Origin of the sequence: Deinococcus alpinitundrae (assembly GCF_009982895.1) — a bacterium.
Lineage (GTDB): Bacteria > Deinococcota > Deinococci > Deinococcales > Deinococcaceae > Deinococcus > Deinococcus alpinitundrae.
In genome coordinates, this window is record NZ_WXZL01000013.1 from 1 (window position 1) to 18275 (window position 18275).

The following is an 18275-nucleotide window of genomic DNA, read 5'->3' on the forward strand; positions in this document are numbered from 1 at the left end:
CAAGGCCAGTTGGGTAGGCGAGGGCTCGCCCTTGCCCCGCCAGATTAAGAAGGACCAAGGCAGGCGCAGTTCTCCGCAACAGAGGTACAGCAGTACGACATGAACACCCTGCACCGAATTCAAGGTGTGCATCCAGTCCCCCAACCCTTCGCAGCGACCTTCCTTCGCGATCGAGGTCAGATCAACAATGAGTTCAAGCCGCGGTGGCCGTCCAACACAGCGTTTCCGGTAGGCCTTCAGTTGGGATTGCGCATGGTGGCGCATGACCCGAATCATGGCCGTCAGGCTCCAGGGCGCATGATTCAAGAAGCGGCTCAGGGCCGTGGGCGATTTGACCGTTGCATATGCTGGCAGCGGCTTCCCTGTCGCCGTCAGAAAAAGATTGAGTAGCACCTGGACGTTGTCCAGATGCTGCTTGCGCGTCAATGTCGCAAGAATGTCAGTGTAAAGCTGTCCAGCACGAGTTTCCTTTGCGTTCACACCCTCATTCTGAGGTGCAAAGCCGTGCTGGACAGCTTTTTCGTAAACCGCAACATCTCAGTAGTAACACCCGACCAGTTTTTAAGTCGGGTCATCGCAATATTGGGCAATACCAAGGCGGGTTACATTCCCATTTTGAAAGATGGTGTTCTAGAAACATGGGAAGCCACTCAAAGCACCATGCTAGGAAAAGGCGAAGACCGCCCATAAGGCGGCCCCGTAGGAAGAATCTATAGCGCACCAACCCGCTTGTCAAGCGCTGCTTTTAGGAGTCCTCAAATGTATCTCAAGTTGCGCCAGGACGGTAAAAAACTCTACTGGGTAATCCCACAACCATGACCAAACGAGGCAACGGTCAGGGCAGTGTCCGCAAACTTCCCTCGGGCCGCTTCCGCTGGGAAATCATGATCGAAGGCCGCCGCTTCTCCGGCATGGCCGCTAGCAAGACCCTCGCCCAGCAAGCCCTGGCGGGACTCATCGCCGACGCCACACGCGGCGGCATCGCCGACCCCAGCACCATCACCGTCACCGAATACCTCACCCAGTGGCTCGATGAGCGTCAGAAGACCCGCGCACCGCGCACCCACGAAGTCCAGGCGGCCATCCTGCGCCGCTACATCACCCCCGCCATCGGCGACAAACGCCTCCAGAAGCTCACACCGAACGACCTTCAGCGTCTGTACCTCGGCATGAACGCCAACGACCTCGGCACCAGTACCCAGCGGCAGACGCACCAACTGCTCTTCAGCGCCCTCAAAGACGCCGTGCGCCTTGAGATCCTGATGCGTAACGTCGCGGACGTTGTGAGGCCCAATCCGCCCCGCCGTGACCGTGTCGGGCTGGCCGCCTTCACCCCGGATGAAGCTGAGAAGTTCCTGGCCGCCGCCCGACTCGACCGCCGGGGCGCGGTCTTTGAATTCGCCGTTTCAACTGGAATGCGCCGGGGTGAGTTCTGCGGAGTCCGCTGGATTGACGTCGACCTGCAAGCCCGCACCGCCCAAGTCAGAGAAACCATCTCGGACGCGGGCGCTGATGGCAAGATCAGGACCGGCACACCGAAGACGGCCAACTCCCGGCGCACGGTTCACCTCTCGCCGGACGTTGTGACGCTGCTCATCCGGCAGCAGGAAGCCCGGCAAATCCTTGCGGAGACGATGGGGGAGAAGTGGCAGGACTCAGGCCGGGTCTTCACGAATCTGACCGGCGGTGACCTCCGGCCCAACAACCTGCGCCGCGACATGACCCGCATCTGCCAGGCTGCAGGCATTCGCACGCTGAACATTCACGGCCTGCGCCACACCTATGCCTCGCTGAGCCTGCGCCACGGCGTCCCGGTGGAAGTGGTGAGCAAACAGCTCGGGCATGCCTCTGTGGGGTTCACGCTGAGCCTCTACCGGACGGTGTACGAGTCTGAGCAGGCGAGCTGGGCGATTAGCCTGCGGGAGATGCTTTCCAAGGCCGGATGACTCGTTACGCACGGGTTACGCACGCGGCCCTGTTTTGATCGACAATCTGCGGAATGGAGAAATGAAAAAACCCGCGCTAGGCGGGTGTTTCCTTGCTGGCTGGGGCACAAGGACTCGAACCTTGATCGACAGTGTCAGAGACTGTTGTCCTGCCATTAGACGATGCCCCAACAACTTCCACTCGTTTCGCCTTACGGCGGCGGGTGACAGCGTGGGGAAGTATAGGGGCAGGGACAGGTCCTGTCAAGCGCCGGGGCCGCTCAATACCCTCAGATTTGCTTGCCGGGGGGCTTAGAAAGTGGTAAGCTGGGGCGTTAGCCGCGCGCAGGCGCGAGCTGCCAGGAGGAGCATCAAAGTGGAAGACCAAGTTAGCCGCACCCCGGATCAGGCCGGGGACACTCAGCCCACCACCGACACGGCGCAGGGCAGCGCCACCACGCCCACCACCACTGCAGAGATGGGAACTGCTGAAGTCAGCACCCCCAGCACGGACACTACCGACAGCGCCACCACCGAGACGGTCAGCCCGGCAGCAGCGCAACCTGCTCCGATCCCGGCCCAGGCGGTTCAGGCCCAGCCTGCGCCGTCGGCCCCGGTGCCCTCGGGCCGCCAGGAGCGCAGCGACGACGACTACCCCGCCATGACCATGGAGGACGTCCTCGCCACCCTGGATACCGAGAACCAGGAGTCCGGCGCGCCCGCACGCGGCGACGTCGTGACCGGCACCGTCGTATTCATCGGCAATGAGGGCATTGCAGTCGATGTGGGTGCGAAGATTGAGGGCGTCATTCCCTTCAATCAGCTCGGCGACGAGCCGATGACGCTCGAAGAAGCCCAGCAGATGTACAAGCCCGGCGACTCGATCGAGGCGTACGTGGTGCGTAGTGATTTGGCCAACGGCCAGATCGTGCTGAGCAAGAAGCGTGCCGAGCAGGACAAGGGCTGGCGCGTGCTGGCAGGGGTGCAGGAGCGCGATGAGTCGTTCCAGGTCGATATCGTCGACAAGGTGCGCGGCGGTCTGGTCGCCATGATCGACGGCATCCGGGCGTTTCTCCCGGCCAGCCAGGTTGATACCCGCCGGGTCAACGACCTCGATCCTTACGTGGGCAAGCCGCTGGAAGTTAAGCTCATCGAGCTCAACCGCAAGCGCAACCGCGTGATCATCTCGCACCGCGCCATCATGGAAGCCCAGAAGGCTCAGGCCCGCGAGAGCACCATGGGTCAGCTCGAACCCGGCGCGCAGTTTGAGGGCGAAGTCGTCGAGATCACTGATTTCGGTGTGTTCGTTAACCTCGGCGGCATCGACGGCCTGGTTCACCGCAGTGAATTGACCTACGGGCGTTTCAACCACCCCCGTGACGTGGTCAAGGTGGGCGACAAGGTGCAGGTGCAGGTCATCGACGTCGATCCGGGCCGCGACCGCATCAACCTCTCGATGAAGTCTTTGACCACCGACCCCTGGGAAAGTGCCATCGACAAGTACTCCATCGGCCAGAAGGTCACCGGCAAGGTCACCAACCTGACCAACTTCGGCGCGTTCGTGGAAATCGAGCCGGGTCTGGAAGGGCTCGTGCACGTCAGCGAACTCTCGTGGACCAAGCGGGTGCGCCACCCCAACGAAGTCCTCAAAGAGGGCGACGAGGTGGAGGCTATAATCCTGCGGATCGATCCCAAGGAGCGCCGCATCAGCCTCGGATTGCGCCAGGCCACCGACGATCCGTGGAGCAGCCTCCCCGACCGCTTCCCGCCCGGCACGCCGGTCAAGGGCAAGGTCACGGGCCTCACCGATTTCGGCGTGTTCATGGAAATCGAGGAAGGCATCGAGGGCCTGATTCACATCAGCGAGCTCGATCTTCAGCGCGTCAACAACCCGGCTGATTTGTTCAAGAAGGGAGACGACATCGAAGCCGTCATTCTGAACATCGATCCCGTGGAGCAGCGCGCCAGCCTGTCGCGTCGGCGTGCCCTGGGCGGCGCTCCGGCACGTGGCGGTGACTTCGTTTCGCAGGGCGGCGGTAGCCGGACCCCCAGCTTCGGTGGTAGCCCGGCCGGTGGTCGCAGCGGCGGCGGCGGACGCGGTGGACGCCGGGGCGGCGACTTCGAGTACAGCTTCAATGCCAAGGACGCCCAGCAGGGCGGCGGCAAGATCAGCGCCAAGCTCGGTGACGTGTATGCCGATCTGTTCGCACAGTTTGGTCTGGGCAGCGACAAGAAAGACGACGTCGCGCCCGCCAGCACTGAGGGCGAGAAGCAGAGCGAGTAACACTGAGCCGATCTACGAAAAACCGGGAGGGCCGCGCGCCTTTCCGGTTTTTTGTGATGTTCAGTGGCACTGCATCTGCTGTAGCAGCCGTTGCAAAAAGAAATGGCCTGAGCGAGAGTTGCTCAGGCCATTTCCATCCTCTGTCTAGCTTAGCGCCGCAGTTCTACTCGGCAACGCGCCTTTCGCCTGCAGGTACTCGGCGATCTGCACGGCATTGAGTGCCGCGCCCTTGAGGAGCTGATCTCCGCTGACGAATAATTCTAGGCCGCCCTCGAACGCCAGGCTGGCCCGGATGCGGCCCACCTCGACGTCGTACTTGCCGCTGGCGGTCAGGGGCATTGGATAGAGCTTGGCGGCGGGATCATCGCGCACCTCCACGCCGGGGGCGCTTCTCAGCAGTTCGCGGGCCTCGTCCGGCGTCGCGGGGCGCTCGAATTCCAGCGTGATGGCCTCAGAGTGCGTGCGCATGGTCGGAATGCGAACCGCCGTGCAACTCACGATCAGATCCGGTTCACCGAAGATTTTCCGGGTTTCCCAGGCCACCTTCATTTCCTCCTTGGTATAGCCGTTGTCCTGAAAGCTGTCGATGTGCGGAATGACGTTGAAGGGAATCGGGTAGGCGAACACCTCGGCCTCAGCAGACTGGCCATGCAGCATCCGGTGGGTCTGCGTCTCCAGTTCCTGCATCCCTTTTGCGCCCGCACCGCTGGTGGCCTGATAGGTACTGACAATCATCCGCTTGACGCCGTAGCGCTGATGCAGCGGCCAGACCGCCACAGCAGCGATGGCGGTGGTGCAATTGGGGTTGGCGATGATGCCCTGGTGCCCCAGGGCGGCCTCACCGTTGACCTCGGGAATGACCAGCGGCACGTTGTCGTCGTATCGGAACGCACTGGAATTGTCGATGACCAGCGCCCCGCCTTTGACCCACACCGGGGCCAGCGCCTTGCTGATGCTGCCGCCCGCCGAGGCCAGAATCACGTCGGCGTCGATCGGGCCGTCGGGGGTGGCCTGCACCGTCAGGTCTTCCCCCTTGAATTTCAAAGTACTGCCTGCCGAGCGCGGCGAGGCGTAAAGGGCGAGGTGGTCGAACTGGAGGCGGCTCTTTTCCAGCACCTGCAAGAGTTCGTGTCCGACAGCTCCGGTGGCTCCGACGATGGCAAGGCGCATAAGTTCTCCAGGGGCACAACGAGGTGAGAGGAAGGGAAAGAGAAAAAGAAAGCGCCCGCCGAGATCAAGGGCGGGCGGCGCTGCATGCTGCGGGCCGCTACCAAAAAATAGTCGTCAAGGCGGCAGTTCGGCGGCAGGGCATGGCCCCACGGTAGCGGCTCGCGGGCAGGGCGTCAAGCGGCTCAGCGTTTCTTGCGGCCCCAGGGCAGCCAGCCGCCGCGCTCCTGGCGCGGTGCGGGCGGGCTGTAGCCCTCTATCTTCATTTCCGGCTCCGGCAGGCCGATGAGTTGCCAGTCGCTGCCAGTCCACAATGCGCCGCCGAATCGTCCAGCGCAGTAAAGGGCGTGTTCGTGCTCAGCCTCGGGCGTGACGGCGCGTGGATCGGCCAGGGCGTCAAGCATCGCCAGCACGCCGTCATCGTCACACTTCCAGCATCCGCCACTGAACTGGGCTTCCTTGCCATAAATCCGAATGGTGACAGGCATACGCTCCCAAGCGGCTTCTCCGGCTCTGCCGCCTTGTGTTGAAGTAATGCGGCATACTAGCGCGCTTCACGTTTAGTCACCCGCGCCCACTTCACTTTTTTGGTGGCCCGGCTCTCTGTGCTCTACGCTTTGGGTCAGCTCTTCTTGCCGATGTGGCGCTCGGTTCCGGCTTGCAGCCGTTGAATATTGTCGCGGTGCTGCCAGACCACCAAGACGCACAGTGCCAGCAGCAGCAGGACTTCCCAAACGGGGCGGCCCAGCGCCGCCGCCGTGGTGACGGCCACGGCTCCGCCCACCAAACTGCCCACCGAAACGTAGCGGGTGAGAGTGACACTGAAGATGCCCAGCACCAGCACACACGCGCCCACGATGGGGTCGATGGCCACGATGGTGCCCAGGCTGGTCGCCACGCCCTTGCCGCCTTTGAAGTTCAGGAAGACGCTGTAATTGTGGCCGAGAATGGCCAGGATGCCGCACAGCGCGGCCCACTCGGGCAGCAGACCGAGCCAGCGGGCCAGTAGCACCGCCGCTGCACCTTTGGCCGCGTCGAAAAGGGCCACCCCCAGCCCCGGCCCCCATCCCAGGGTGCGCTGCACGTTGGTGGCCCCGGCATTGCCGGATCCCACCGTGCGGATATCGATGCCCCGCGAGCGGGCAATCCAGGCGGCGGCGGGCAGGGCACCCAGCAAGTAGGTGAGGACGAGGGCCAGCAGGGTGTGCAGGATCACGCTCCCGATTGTACGCGCCCACCGGGAAACGTGGCGCTCGGCGCACTCCGGGCTGCCAGGGCCGCTGTACCTAGCAGTCTGTGGCCTGGGCTGCGTTGTGCCGGTTCGCGGCGGGGAGTATACTGAGTGCCGAATAAATCCTAGTTCTCTCCAGTGCTGCCCAGTTGCCCTCAATGGTGGTTTGCGACAGGAACTGCTTGCTGAGATACGCTGGATGGATTGGAAGCGGTTCAATTCGCCGCTAAGGAGTGTTATGAAAAAAACTATGAAATCAGCGTTCGTCTTCGTCTCGCTGGCGTTGCTGGGCAATGCTGCGGCTGCCAGTCTGACGGTCTGGACCCACTTCGGCGACGCCGAGCTGACCTGGCTTAAGGCCCAGGCCGCGACCTACACCAAGAGCAGCGGCAATGCTGTGCAGATCGTCAGCGTGCCGTTTGATCAGATTCCCGACAAGCTGATCCAGAGTGCCCCCAAGGGCCAGGGACCCGACGTGGTCGTGACCCTGCCGCAAGACCGTCTGGGCCAGCTCGCGGCGGCGGGCGTCATCGAGCCGATGGACAAGTACGTGCTCTCGAAAAGTGACCTCGACAAGACGGCGGTGAGCGCAATGACCTATCAGGGCAAGCTGTTCGCCCTGCCGATGTTCGCCGAGGCCGTCGCGGTCATCTACAACAAGAAGCTGCTGCCCGGTGGCGTGCCGACCAACTGGGACCAGTTCATCAAGACGGCGCAGGCCAACACTGGCAACGGTAAGTTCGGCTTTCTGGCCGATCTGTCCAACGCCTACCTGAACTACGGCATCTTCAGTGCCTACGGCGGCTACGTCTTCAAGAATACCGGTGGCACCCTCAACGTCAAGGACGTGGGCCTGTCGAATGCCGGGTCCGACAAGGCGGTCGCCACCCTCAACGATCTGCGCTACAAATACAATCTGGTGCCCGAAGGCGTGGACGGCGGCGTGGCGAAGGACGCCTTCGTGCAGGGCCGCCTGGCCATGCTGCTGACCGGCCCCTGGGATATGGCCGACATCAAGAAGGCCAACATCGATTACGGCATCGCGGCGCTGCCCGCACCCACCGGCGCGCCCAATAAGTGGTCGCCGTTTGTCGGCGTGCAGGGCGTGATGCTCAACGCCTACAGCAAGAACAAGGTGGCGGCGGCGCAGTTCGCCAAGCAGCTCGTCAGCAGCGACGCCCAGACCTCGTTCAACAAGGCCGGGGGCCGCATTCCAGTGAGCCTGTCGGCCCGGGTGAAACTCAAGAGTGATCCGGTGGTGGCGGGCTTCGGCAAGTCGATCAGCGCCGGGACGCCGATGCCCAACGTGCCGCAGATGAGCGCTGTCTGGGGGCCCTGGAGCAATGCCGTGGCCCAGAGCGTGCAGAAAGCCAGCCCCAACTACACCAGTATTCTCGACAGCGCCGTGAAAGAGATCAACGGCAACATCAAGTAAAGTCTGAGTGTTGTGCTGGCAAGCGCCCCACCATCCCGGCGGGGCGCTTGTTCGTTTGAGCGGGAAGACAGTGGCGTCAACTGGGCGTTTTCCCAGGCAATGGAACGGACAAACGCTCCAGCGTTCAAGCAGCCCAGTGATCAACAATTCCCCTACCACTTTTTGCGCCCCAGCTTCCTACTTCAGCACTGGATACAGGTTCACCGGCACGCCGGGGCGGATATCGTCTCTGGAGGCCAGGCCCACCATCGCCGCCGCACCATTTTGCGCGCCGAGTTTGCCCAGCACGTCGAGGCGCTCACTGTCACTCAGGCCCAGGTCGCTGATGTATTCCAGGGGCACGCCCCGGCTGGTCAGATCGAACACCGTGTCGCGGATCAGGTCGGTGAGCTGGGCGCTGAGGTTGTCGGTGCCGTGCTGCAGATCGATGCTGGCTTGGCGGATAATCTGGCCGCGCTTAAACAGCACCGTCTGGGGCCGGGCTTCGCAGCTCAGATCGACCGGAAAGCCGCTCGCCACATTGACGGCAGCGCGGCACTGCACAAAGGTGCTGGTGTTCAGACCGCGCAACTTGGTATCCAGCTGGGCGCGGGCATCCGGCGAAAGGCGGGCGGGCGGGCTGCCGCGTGCGCCCTGCTTCTGGGCGGCGGCGGCGACAGCCTTCAGGAAGTCCGGCACGCTGCGCACGCTCGCCACCACCCCAGCGTAGACCAGGTCGTTGCGGCTGTAGATCAGGTCGGTGTTGCGGCTGGCGCTCAGCTCGCTGTTGGTGCGTGAGTAATCGACTTCCAGCTTGGAGAGGTTGGCCTGGGCGCTGACGAGGTTGTTCTTGAGGACGTTGTTGGCCGCACTCAGGGTCTGACGCTGGGTTTCCAGGGTACCGATCATGCTTTGCAGGTTCAGCAGTTCGCGGCGGATGTTGCCGAGGTCCTGGGCGGCGGCGTCGCGCTGGGCCAGCAGATCGCGGCGCTGCTTGACCAGGGCGTCGCGCTCGTCGGCCAGGCTCTCGCGCTGGGCCTGGGCCACGTCACGGGCTTGCAGGGCGCTGTCGCGGGCGCTGAGGGCCTGCGCACGCACGGTGTCGGCCGTGTCGCGTGCAGCGTTGGCCGTGTCGCGCGCAGCATTGGCCTGATCGCGAAGGCGGTTGGCAGCGTCGCGCTGCGCCAGGGCTGCATTCCGGGCCGAAAGGGCCGCCTGCTGGTCGCGTTGCAGGGCGTCGCGCTCTCTTCGGGCGCTGTTCAGATCGGCCTCGGCTTTCAGTCGCTCGGCCAGGGCGCGGTCGCGGCTTTGCTGGGCAACCTGTAACTGGGCCTGCACCTTGGCGCGGCTGACTTCCAGCCCGCTGGTCTGGGTTTCCAGCGTTTGAATCTGGGTTTGCAACGCTGCTGCCCGGTTCTGCGCGGTGCGGGCCTGCTGCTGCGCGTTGACGCTGCTCTGGTCGAGTTCGACGATCTGGGTACTGAGCAGGTTGGCCCGCGCCTCCTGATTGAGTTCGCGCTTGCGGCTGCCCTCCAGCGCCTGCTGCGACGTTTTGAGCGCCTGCTGGTTGCGCGCTGCCTGGGCGTCCAGGGTGCGCTTGAGGGCTGTGAGTTGCTGGATGCGGGTCTGCAAGCTGCTCACCTCACCCGCCAGCGTGCTGCGGGCGGCCTGGGTCGTGTTGAGCTTACGCTCGGCGGCGGTCAGATCGGCCAGCGCCGAGGCGGTTTCTCGCCTGGAGGCCGTGACCCGTAAGTTGGCCGCGTCGCGCTCCTGCTCGGCCTGCTTGAGATCGGCAGTGGTGGCCTTCACGCCTTTCTTGAGCTGCCCGAGTTCGGTGCGCAGCTTATCGGCCTGCGTGATGTTGTTGATGGCCGTGCGGTTGAGCAGCCCGAAGGCCAGCACGGACGCCAGGCTGATGCCCATGCCTGAGGCCACCGCCACGATCAGCGCGGTGGTTTTGGGCCGCAGCCCGAAGAGACGCATGTGTTTGCGCCCGGCCTTGCGGGCGATGGTGTCGGCGCTGTAGGCCACCAGACCCGAAAGCAGCACTACGAAAATCAGAAAACCCAGCAGCACGAAGGTGGCCTGTTTCCCTTACAGCTCGAAGTCGTCGCCGAGGTAGTGGTTACGCGCCTCGATGTCCTGGGCGAAATCTTCGGGGGTGCCCTCGAACTTCACCTCGCCGTCGTACATCAGATACACCCGGTCACACAGGGCAATTGTCTCGCGCACGTTGTGGTCGGTGATAAACACCCCGATGCCCCGGCGGTCGCGCAGCTCGCGGATCAGGCGCTGAATCTCGCGGATGCTCTTGGGATCAACGCCCGTGAACGGCTCGTCAAGCAGCAAAAAGTCCGGGTCGGTGGTCAGGGCGCGGGCCAGTTCCAATCGGCGGCGCTCCCCGCCGGAGAGCTGGTAGGCCTGCGACTGGGCCAGGTGGCTCAGCCCGAACTCGGCGAGCAGGCTGTCGGCCCGCTGTTCCTGCTCGGTGCGGCTGATGTTCTGGTATTCGAGAATCGCCAGCAAATTATCGCGTGCGCTCATCTTGCGAAAAGCACTCGGTTCCTGCGGCAGATACCCGATGCCGCGCCGGGCGCGCTGGTGCATCGGCAGCCGGGTCACATCCTGGTTTGAGAGCGTGATGCTGCCGCCGCCGGGGCGCACGAAGCCCACCATCATGTAGAAGGTGGTCGTTTTGCCCGCGCCGTTGGGGCCGAACAGCGCCACGATCTCGCCGCGGGTGACGCGCAGATTGACGCCGCGCACCACGTTGCGCCGACCGTAGGTCTTGCTGAGGCTGCGTGCCTCGAAGTGGGCCGGAGCGCTGGCGATACTGGGGCCGGGCGAATGAATCGGGTCGGGGGCGCGGGCGGTCACGTCAACGAGCCTAGCACGGCCAAAATTGAGCGCGGTGAGCAGGATGACAGCGTGTGGGGGGGGTCGTGGCGGCGGGCCGGTGAACCTGGATGGAGATGCACTAGGATGAATTAGACTGCCCCTATGAAGTTCTCGATCATCGTGCTCGATTCGGTGGGCGCAGGTGAGCTGCCCGACGCGCAGGCCTTCGGCGACGTGGGATCTCACACCCTCAACCACACCTTGGCAGCCAGCGGTGTGCAGCTGCCCAACCTGACGGCGCTGGGTCTGGGCCAGTTGCCCACGCTCGATCTGCCCGCCGCGTCCCCTTCAGCTCCCGCCAGCGCCAGCTTTGGCCGCCTGAAGGAAGTCAGCCCCGGCAAGGACACCTCCACCGGCCACTGGGAATTCATGGGGGTGCAGCTCGAACACGCTTTTCAGGTGTTTCCCGAGGGCTTTCCGCCGGAAGTGATGAACCGCTTCACGGCGGCCACCGGCACCGGCTACCTGTGCAATCAGCCCTACAGCGGCACCCAGGTCATCGCCGACTACGGCCCCGAACACCTCGAAACCGGCGACCCGATTGTGTACACCTCCGCCGACAGCGTGTTCCAGATCGCTGCGCACCTCGACAAGGTGCCGATCGAAACGCTGTACCAGTGGTGTCAGGCGGCCCGCGACATCTTGCAGGGCGAGTATGCCGTGGCCCGCGTCATCGCCCGGCCCTTCCGGGGTGAGTTCCCTTACGAGCGGGCGAACGACCTGCGTCGCGATTTCTCGCTGACGCCGCCGCCCACGGTGCTCGACGCCCTCAAAGCGGCAGGCAAGGACGTGGTCGGCATCGGCAAGATTCCCGACATCTACGACCACCAGGGCTTTACCGAAGAGATTCACACCGATGACAACGCCGACGGGATTCGCAAGACCCTGGCGCGGATGCAGCAGCCCTACGACGGCCTGGTCTTTACCAATCTGGTCGACTTCGACAGCAAGTTCGGCCACCGCCGCGATCCGCACGGCTATGCCGGGGCGCTGCGGGCCTTTGACGATGCCCTGCCGGAACTGCTGAAAAACGTGCCGGACGACGGCTGCCTGCTGCTGATCTCCGATCACGGCAATGACCCCACCTGGCGTGGCACCGACCACACCCGCGAGCATGGTCTGTTGCTGGCCTACCGGCCCGGCGGCAGCGGCGTGGGCGTGTCACTGGGCGACCGTGAAACCTTCGCCGACATCGGCGCGACGGTGGCTGAGGCGCTGGGGGTCAGCTGGAACGGCCCCGGCCAGAGTTTCTGGAGCTTGATCCGGTGAGCCAGGCGGCCCGCCCCGCCCTGACGAGATGGCTGAGCAGCGAGTCGCTGCGCCTGACCCTGACGCTGGGCGGGCGATTTGCCGGTGAGCAGGTGTGGCAGACCCAACCGGAGAAATTCGGCGCGGCCGGGCACGGCTACCAGACCCGCGTGCAGACCGATTTCGGCGGTGTGTTGCCAGTGGTGCGCAAGGTGCAGGTGTCGCGCTACCTCGCTGACGGGTCGAGCCTGAGCTACGCAGAGAGCGAGGGGCGCAACAAGCCGCACTTCGAGACGCTGTTTGACCGTGAAACGGCCCTGATCACCCTGCGCCACAACCGCGAGGAGGCCACGGCCCCGCTGCTGACCCCGCACCACGACCCGGTCAGCCTGGTGATGGCCCTGCGCGGCCCCGACGCCCCGACCCAACTGTGGCGGGCGGCCCTGACCGGCGGAACGGTGCATGTGCAGCCGCTGCCCGACGCCGAGGTGGGGGGGCAGCTGGCCCGCGCCTTTTACCTGCGGCCCGGCGGCGCGTATGTGGCGAGTGAGCTGGAGGCCCCCTACCGGCTGCTGAGATTGGTGCAGCCCACCGATTTCGGCCCGGTGGACGCCAGCTTGCAGTTTGAAACCCGGCGTAAAGAAAAAGAAGAGACCCGTCCCGAAAAATCAGACAAGCCCCGGCGGCGCAGAGCCTAAATCCGCACTGCTCCCGGGCTGAGCGCCCAGCGCCGGGTTTCCCCCTTTTATTCAGGAGACTCCTTTCATGCAAATTCTTCAGGGCGAGGCCGCCCGGCAAGCACTCAGCCGCAGCTTCAATGATATTCCCGTGCCGGAGAGCGTGCTGGCGCGCAACGAGCAGCTCTACGGCGAACGCCTGACGCCCCAGCAGGTGGTCGAGCGTATTCTGGCCGACGTTCGCGTGCGCGGCGACGACGCCCTGCTCGACTGGACCGAGAAGGTGGACGGCTTCCGGCCCACCCTGCGGGTCAGCGCCGAGGAGATCGTGGCTGCCCAGATCGCCCCGGAACTGCATGAGGCGCTGCGGCTGGCAATCCGGCGGGTGCGCGACTTCTACCGCCAGCAACCCGCCCACGGCTGGATCGACCACGGCGAGGGCGGCGCGCTCGGCCAGCTGGTGCGCCCCTTGTCGCGGGTGGGCGTGTACGTGCCGGGCGGCCTCGCGCCGCTGATCAGCACCCTGATTCACACCGCCGTGCCCGCCCAGGTGGCAGGCGTACCAGACATCATCGTGACCACCCCACCCAACCGCGAGGGTCAGATTCACCCGGCCATTCTGGTGGCAGCCCGCGAACTCGGCATCACGCAGGTGTTCCGGGTGGGCGGCGCGCAGGCCATCGCCGCACTGGCTTACGGTACCGCCAGCATTCCTCGCGTCGACAAGGTGGCGGGGCCAGGCAATCTGTTCGTGGTGATCGCCAAGCGATTGGTGTTCGGTCAGGTCGGCATCGAGAGCCTGCCCGGCCCCACCGAGACGCTGGTGATTGCCGACGACACCGCCTCGGCCCGCTACGTGGCCGCCGACCTGCTGGCCCAGGCCGAGCACCTGGGGGCCGAGCCGGTGCTGGTGAGCAGCAGCCGTGACCTCTTGATCCGTGTGCAGGCCGAACTCGGCGGTCAGATCGAGGCGTTGCCGGAACCCAATCGCAGCTGGGCCCGCGACAGCATCGAGAGCCGCATGAAGATCGTGCTGGCCGCCGACCTCAATGAGGCGCTCGAGTTGTCCAACCTCTACGCGCCTGAGCACCTGTGCCTGCTGACCCGCGATCCCTGGAGCCTGCTCGGCGGGGTGCGGCGGGCCGGGGGGGTTTTCGTGGGCGAAGCCAGCATGGAAGCGCTGGGCGACTACGTGGCCGGTCCCAGCCATGTGATGCCCACCGGCGGCACGGCCCGCTTCATGAGTCCGGTCAACGTGCGCGACTTCCAGAACATCATCAGCGTGGTGGGCGTCAACGCCGCCGAACTGGCCCGCATCGGTCCGGCGGCGGCGCTGCTGGCCCGCGCTGAAGGTCTGGAAGCCCACGCCCGCGCCATCGAGAGCCGCCTGAATGCGGCGGAAGACGCGCCGGGTCTGAGCCGCTGAGCCGTATCAGGCCTGAGCGTCCTTAAGCTGATCCTAAGAGAAACTGATCTTGTGCTCTCATGCCAGCGGTCACAATGATGAGATGGATTGCCGGAGCTGACCTGCCGTCAGGCCGGACCCGTTGACCCCCACCCCTTCAGCCGTCAAGACCCAAGGAGAACGTATGCCCCACCCCCAAAGCGGTATTTCAAAACGCAGCTTGCTGCTGCTCGGCGGTTTGACCGCCCTGATGGCCAGCCCATCGGCCCGCGCCCGGCTCGGCGAACTGGTGCAAGGCACCCTCGGCAGCGCCCAGGACCTGCTGGGCGACACCGTGGCCCCCGCCGCCCAGCACGCGGCCCAGGCAGTGGCGCTGCGGGCCGGTGAATTGACCGAGGAGGCCCGCAAGGTCGCTGCCCAGGCCCAGGACCATCTGCCTGATTTGATCGACAGCGTGCGTGAGCAGGCCGGTCAGCGCGGCCAGCAACTCCTCGACAGCACCGCCGATCTACGCGGCGATCTGGCCGGGCGGGCCGTTGCTGCCGCCGCCGTGGCCGCCAGGACTGCTGCCAGCGTGCAGGATTCGCTGTCGAGCACCGTGTCGAATGTCCAGGACAGCGTGCAGGACCGGCTCACAGAAGTTCAGCAGGAAGCCGGGAAGCGCCGCAAGGTGCTGGCGTCGGAGGCCGGAAACCTGCGCGGCGACCTCGTTAAGACCGTCAGCAAAACGGTCGACCGGACTGCCAAGCAGGGCAAGAAGGTGCAAAAGCAGGCCAGGAAAGAAGTCAAGGCAGGCTGGCTGGGCTTCCTCGACACGGCCCAGGAGCAGGTCGAGGATACGCGCAAGGTCGCTGCCAGGAAGCTGGAGCACGCCGGAAAGGACACCCGCAAGCAGGTCAAGCAGATGAAAAAGCAGGCCCAGAAACGAGTGCAGAAACAGATCAAAAACAGCTGGCCCTCGTTTGCCGACGCGGCCCAGGAGCGCGTGCAGTCGGTGAGCGCCGACGCCCGCAAGCAGGCCCAGGCGCAGTTTGGGAGCCTGGACAAGCGCAGCCGCAAGCAGGTCAAGGGCTATGAGCAAAAGATCGCCCGGCTGGAAAAGGAACTCGCGCGCACGGCCAGCAAGCAGCTGAAAAAGGCTGGGCTGGGCCGCAAGCGTCGGGGCGTCGGTGGGCTGTTGCCGGTGGCCCTGCTTATCGGCGGCGGTGTGGCGCTGGCCCGCGTGCCTGCGGTGCGTCAGGGTATTCTCGACGGGGTGGGCGCATTCAGCCCTGAGGCGGCCGACTGGCTGCACAACGCGGGCCGCACGGTTCGCAACGCCATCGGCACCGCCTGGCTGGAGCGCATGGAAGACGTCAACCACGCCCCGGCCCCACAAGCGCCCTCGCCCAAGCCTGACCAGGCCACGGGCAGTGCCGCCTACGCTGCGGTGGAGCCGAATTCCCCCGCCGCCACGCCCGCGCCTGCCGCTCCGGCGGAGGCTACCAAGCCCCAGAACGACAAAGACCAGGATGCCAAAGCCGCCGTGCCCCAGGAAACCCCGGCAGATTCGAAGAAAAACTGAGATCTGAGTGGTAGGGCTGGGGCGTGTGGGGAACTGAGGTTTCCCATACGCCCTGGCTTTTTCTATCTGGCGCTCGGCGCTCGGCCAGGGTATGGGCCACAGCGGCGGAATGCTGGGGTGCTCCTCATGTTTGCGTGTACCATGACCGTGTGCCGAGTGTCGCCGTTGTCATTCCTGCCTTCAATGAGGCCGACACCATTCCCCAGGTGATTCGCGCGGCGCTCGAACTGACATCCGACGTGGTGGTGGCTTCCGACGGCAGCACCGACGACACCGCCGGGGTGGCCCGCACGGCAGGAGCGCGGGTCATCGAGCTGCAGCACAACCAGGGCAAGGGTCCGGCCCTCAAGGCGGCCCTGCAAGCCACCCAGGCCGACTACGTGGTGATGCTCGATGCCGATCTGGTGGGCCTGAACCGCGCCCACCTCGATATTCTGCTGCGCCCGGTGCTTTCGGGCGAATTGGGCATGAGTATCGGCATCTTCGACGGCGGCGGGCTGATCACCGACCTGGGCAACAAGCTCACCCCGCACCTCAGCGGTCAGCGTGCCTGCCTGCGGCACTGGCTGCTGGGCGTGCCACATCTAGGCGCGGAGCGCTGGCCTGAACCGGCCATCACGGCGGCCCTCAAGGAGCAGGGCGTCAAGTGGGACTACGTCGAGCTGCCCAATCTCAAGCAGGTCATGAAGGAAAAAAAGCGCGGCTTCTGGAAAGGTGCCCGCCACCGCACCCGGATGTATATCGATCTGTTCGGCTTCAAGCGGCGCAAGAAGAAGGCTGAGAAAGGCGGCTGACGCTCAGGGCCGGGTGGTGCTCAGGCCCCTGTAGAGTGCCGTCAAGCTGTCTTCCAGCGCCGGTCGAAGCTCGACGTGCAGGGCCGCCAGGCCGCTGATCTTCAGCGCTTCGCGCACGGCCGGGGCCGGTTCGCTCATCGGCTGCAGCCCCGCGATCAAAGCCTGGGTGTAGGTCAGCAGCGGCGCGCCGCCGCCTGCAGGCAAGCCGGGCAGCGCCACTTCCAGTAGCGGGGTGACAACTGCCAGCCGCGCCGAGAGCCAGCGCTTGTGTTCCAGCGCCCGGGCCGCACTGATGTTGTGCTCCAGCAGACCGGCGTGTAGCGGCAGCAGCCAGGTCAGTTCCGGGTACTCGAGGGTCAGGGTCGTGATGAGCGCCGCCAGGCCCTGGGCGCTGTGAATTCCGCCCAGGCGCAGGTGCTTTTCCAGCGAGGTCAGAAACTTGCCCAGCAGGTCCTCGTAGACAGCCAGAAACAGGGTTTCCTTGCTTGGAAAGTAAGCGAACAGCGCGGGCTTGGTCAACCCGACCCGCTCGGCGATGTCACTGAGGGTCAGGGCCGGATAGCGGGCGGTGAGCAGCAGGTTGCGGGCTTCGTTCAGAATCTGCTCCCGGCGCGCTGCCTTGGCGGCTTCGGAACGGGCACGAACTTGAGGAACCATGAGTCAATTATAAGCCTGAGAAAGCATCTTTGCAAATCGAGAGGCTGAATGGCAAGAGATTGACAATCTGACCCCCGGTAAGTTAACTTGAATTATCGAGGGTCAATAAGCCGTATTGACTTCGTCCGCCTCGCTTTCCGTCCCTTTTCAAGGAGCCGAATATGTCCACTGCCGATGCCACCCGCCCCACTGCCCTCGTCACCGGAGCCAGCGGCGGGATCGGTGAAGCCTTCGTCCGCCAGTTGGCCGCCCGCGGCGTTCACCTGATTCTGGTGGCCCGCAGCGCCGACAAACTCGAAGCGCTGGCCGCACAGATGCGCGCCGCGCACGGCATTCAGGCCAGCGTGATGGTGCAGGACTTGACGCTGCCGGGTGCGGCAGGGCAGCTTCAGGAACGGGTCAGCGCGGCAGGACTGACGGTCGACTTTCTGATCAACAATGCTGGATTCGCCAGCTACGGGGAGTTTTACCAGTTGCCACTCGAACATGAGCTGGAGATGCTGCAAGTCAATATCGTGGCGCTGACCGAACTGACCCACCGCTTCTTGCCGGGTATGGTGCAGCGCGGGCGCGGGCGGGTGCTCAATGTGTCTAGCACCGCTGCTTTTATGCCAGGCCCCTTGATGGCGGTCTACTACGCTTCCAAAGCCTATGTGCTGAGCTTTTCCGAGGCCCTCAGTGAAGAGTTGCGTGGCACCGGCGTGCAGGTCACGGCGCTGTGTCCGGGGCCGGTGGCATCTGGGTTTCAGCAGCGTGCCCAGATGGAAGACAGCAAATTGCTCACCAGCAGCAGTCCGCTGCTCGCGCCGATACTCAGTGCCGAGGCGGTGGCGCGTGAAGGCCTGCAGGCGATGTTCGCGGGCCAGGCGGTCAAGGTGGTGGGCCGCCTCAACAAGCTGCAAACCCTCACCCCGCGCTGGATGCCGCGCGCAGTGGTACCGCGAATGGTCAAGCGGCTTCAGGAGCGCAGCCACTAAAGCTTGACGGGGCCAGCGGTTACAGGGGCGAACG

At 64.7% G+C, this 18275-nt stretch carries 16 protein-coding genes, 1 tRNA gene and 1 pseudogene; 10 read left to right on the top strand and 8 right to left on the bottom strand.

Features of this window, described 5'->3' with window-relative positions:
• Window positions 1-480 (bottom strand): annotated as a pseudogene (locus tag GUI70_RS12920) (transposase); the annotation flags it as partial.
• Between the two features lie 24 nt (window positions 481-504).
• Here GUI70_RS12920 and GUI70_RS12925 point away from each other — a divergent pair.
• Together GUI70_RS12925 and GUI70_RS12930 are read left to right on the top strand one after the other, a co-directional pair.
• Window positions 505-690 carry a hypothetical protein gene (locus GUI70_RS12925; RefSeq protein ID WP_161882736.1) on the top strand — a complete coding sequence of 62 codons (186 nt, stop codon included), beginning with the start codon at window positions 505-507 and terminating at the stop codon, window positions 688-690.
• A 125-nt stretch (window positions 691-815) separates the two neighbouring features.
• Window positions 816-1946, top strand: coding sequence for a tyrosine-type recombinase/integrase (locus GUI70_RS12930; protein ID WP_161882737.1), 1131 nt, complete (start codon window positions 816-818; stop codon window positions 1944-1946).
• Between the two features lie 96 nt (window positions 1947-2042).
• Here GUI70_RS12930 and GUI70_RS12935 read toward each other — a convergent pair.
• A tRNA-Gln gene (locus tag GUI70_RS12935) sits at window positions 2043-2116 on the bottom strand.
• A gap of 287 nt (window positions 2117-2403) precedes the next feature.
• On the opposite strand from GUI70_RS12935, the gene GUI70_RS12940 reads away from it, so the two are divergent.
• Complete coding sequence (locus tag GUI70_RS12940) at window positions 2404-4209, top strand: 30S ribosomal protein S1 (protein WP_161882830.1); 1806 nt, start codon at window positions 2404-2406, stop codon at window positions 4207-4209.
• Between the two features lie 144 nt (window positions 4210-4353).
• On the opposite strand, the gene GUI70_RS12945 is transcribed toward GUI70_RS12940, so the two are convergent.
• The 3 genes from GUI70_RS12945 to plsY all read right to left on the bottom strand — a co-directional run bounded on the left by GUI70_RS12945 (window position 4354) and on the right by plsY (window position 6592).
• Window positions 4354-5379 (bottom strand): aspartate-semialdehyde dehydrogenase, encoded by a 1026-nt coding sequence (locus GUI70_RS12945; RefSeq protein ID WP_161882738.1) that lies wholly within the window; start codon window positions 5377-5379, stop codon window positions 4354-4356.
• 182 nt (window positions 5380-5561) lie between these two features.
• On the bottom strand, window positions 5562-5864 hold the full coding sequence (locus GUI70_RS12950) for a hypothetical protein (protein ID WP_161882739.1): 303 nt from the start codon (window positions 5862-5864) through the stop codon (window positions 5562-5564).
• A 134-nt stretch (window positions 5865-5998) separates the two neighbouring features.
• The gene (gene plsY, locus GUI70_RS12955; RefSeq protein ID WP_161882740.1) at window positions 5999-6592 is read right to left on the bottom strand and encodes a glycerol-3-phosphate 1-O-acyltransferase PlsY; all 594 of its coding nucleotides are present in this window, start codon (window positions 6590-6592) and stop codon (window positions 5999-6001) included.
• A gap of 253 nt (window positions 6593-6845) precedes the next feature.
• Here plsY and GUI70_RS12960 point away from each other — a divergent pair, with 253 nt between their 5' ends.
• On the top strand, window positions 6846-8042 hold the full coding sequence (locus GUI70_RS12960; protein ID WP_438503488.1) for a sugar ABC transporter substrate-binding protein: 1197 nt from the start codon (window positions 6846-6848) through the stop codon (window positions 8040-8042).
• A gap of 177 nt (window positions 8043-8219) precedes the next feature.
• Here the strand turns inward: GUI70_RS12960 and GUI70_RS12965 are convergent, their stop codons facing one another.
• Together GUI70_RS12965 and lptB are read right to left on the bottom strand one after the other, a co-directional pair.
• Window positions 8220-10097: a DUF3084 domain-containing protein gene (locus tag GUI70_RS12965; protein WP_161882741.1), complete on the bottom strand. Its 1878-nt coding sequence runs from the start codon at window positions 10095-10097 to the stop codon at window positions 8220-8222.
• Between the two features lie 18 nt (window positions 10098-10115).
• Entirely contained in the window at window positions 10116-10874 is a 759-nt protein-coding gene (gene lptB, locus GUI70_RS12970; RefSeq protein ID WP_161882832.1) for an LPS export ABC transporter ATP-binding protein, read from the bottom strand.
• A gap of 147 nt (window positions 10875-11021) precedes the next feature.
• Between lptB and GUI70_RS12975 the strand changes: the two genes are divergently transcribed.
• From GUI70_RS12975 to GUI70_RS12995, 5 genes are all read left to right on the top strand, one after another.
• Window positions 11022-12188, top strand: a complete 1167-nt coding sequence (locus tag GUI70_RS12975) for a phosphopentomutase (RefSeq protein ID WP_161882742.1) — start codon at window positions 11022-11024, stop codon at window positions 12186-12188.
• Window positions 12185-12865, top strand: coding sequence for a hypothetical protein (locus GUI70_RS12980; RefSeq protein ID WP_161882743.1), 681 nt, complete (start codon window positions 12185-12187; stop codon window positions 12863-12865). The genes GUI70_RS12975 and GUI70_RS12980 overlap by 4 nt, the downstream gene beginning before the upstream one ends.
• A 67-nt stretch (window positions 12866-12932) precedes the next feature.
• Window positions 12933-14270 (top strand): histidinol dehydrogenase, encoded by a 1338-nt coding sequence (gene hisD, locus GUI70_RS12985; RefSeq protein ID WP_161882744.1) that lies wholly within the window; start codon window positions 12933-12935, stop codon window positions 14268-14270.
• Between the two features lie 163 nt (window positions 14271-14433).
• Window positions 14434-15813, top strand: a complete 1380-nt coding sequence (locus GUI70_RS12990) for a hypothetical protein (protein WP_161882745.1) — start codon at window positions 14434-14436, stop codon at window positions 15811-15813.
• A 149-nt stretch (window positions 15814-15962) separates the two neighbouring features.
• Entirely contained in the window at window positions 15963-16607 is a 645-nt protein-coding gene (locus GUI70_RS12995) for a glycosyltransferase family 2 protein (protein ID WP_237724895.1), read from the top strand.
• A gap of 3 nt (window positions 16608-16610) precedes the next feature.
• Here GUI70_RS12995 and GUI70_RS13000 read toward each other — a convergent pair whose 3' ends face one another.
• Window positions 16611-17264 carry a TetR/AcrR family transcriptional regulator gene (locus GUI70_RS13000; RefSeq protein WP_161882747.1) on the bottom strand — a complete coding sequence of 218 codons (654 nt, stop codon included), beginning with the start codon at window positions 17262-17264 and terminating at the stop codon, window positions 16611-16613.
• Window positions 17265-17425: 161 nt separating this feature from the next.
• On the opposite strand from GUI70_RS13000, the gene GUI70_RS13005 reads away from it, so the two are divergent.
• The gene (locus tag GUI70_RS13005; protein WP_161882748.1) at window positions 17426-18241 is read left to right on the top strand and encodes an SDR family NAD(P)-dependent oxidoreductase; all 816 of its coding nucleotides are present in this window, start codon (window positions 17426-17428) and stop codon (window positions 18239-18241) included.
• The last annotated feature ends 34 nt before the right edge of the window (window positions 18242-18275 follow it).

Excerpts from the sequence above, each read along its gene's own strand:
- GUI70_RS12940 (WP_161882830.1), top strand. The coding sequence starts at position 2,404 with ATGGGAACTGCTGAAGTCAGCACCCCCAGCACGGACACTACCGACAGC.
- GUI70_RS12990 (WP_161882745.1), top strand. The coding sequence starts at position 14,434 with ATGCCCCACCCCCAAAGCGGTATTTCAAAACGCAGCTTGCTGCTGCTC.
- GUI70_RS13000 (WP_161882747.1), bottom strand. The coding sequence starts at position 17,264 with ATGGTTCCTCAAGTTCGTGCCCGTTCCGAAGCCGCCAAGGCAGCGCGC.
- GUI70_RS12960 (WP_438503488.1), top strand. The coding sequence starts at position 6,846 with ATGAAAAAAACTATGAAATCAGCGTTCGTCTTCGTCTCGCTGGCGTTG.
- GUI70_RS12930 (WP_161882737.1), top strand. The coding sequence starts at position 816 with ATGACCAAACGAGGCAACGGTCAGGGCAGTGTCCGCAAACTTCCCTCG.
- GUI70_RS12975 (WP_161882742.1), top strand. The coding sequence starts at position 11,022 with ATGAAGTTCTCGATCATCGTGCTCGATTCGGTGGGCGCAGGTGAGCTG.
- GUI70_RS13005 (WP_161882748.1), top strand. The coding sequence starts at position 17,426 with ATGTCCACTGCCGATGCCACCCGCCCCACTGCCCTCGTCACCGGAGCC.
- GUI70_RS12945 (WP_161882738.1), bottom strand. The coding sequence starts at position 5,379 with ATGCGCCTTGCCATCGTCGGAGCCACCGGAGCTGTCGGACACGAACTC.
- hisD (WP_161882744.1), top strand. The coding sequence starts at position 12,933 with ATGCAAATTCTTCAGGGCGAGGCCGCCCGGCAAGCACTCAGCCGCAGC.
- GUI70_RS12950 (WP_161882739.1), bottom strand. The coding sequence starts at position 5,864 with ATGCCTGTCACCATTCGGATTTATGGCAAGGAAGCCCAGTTCAGTGGC.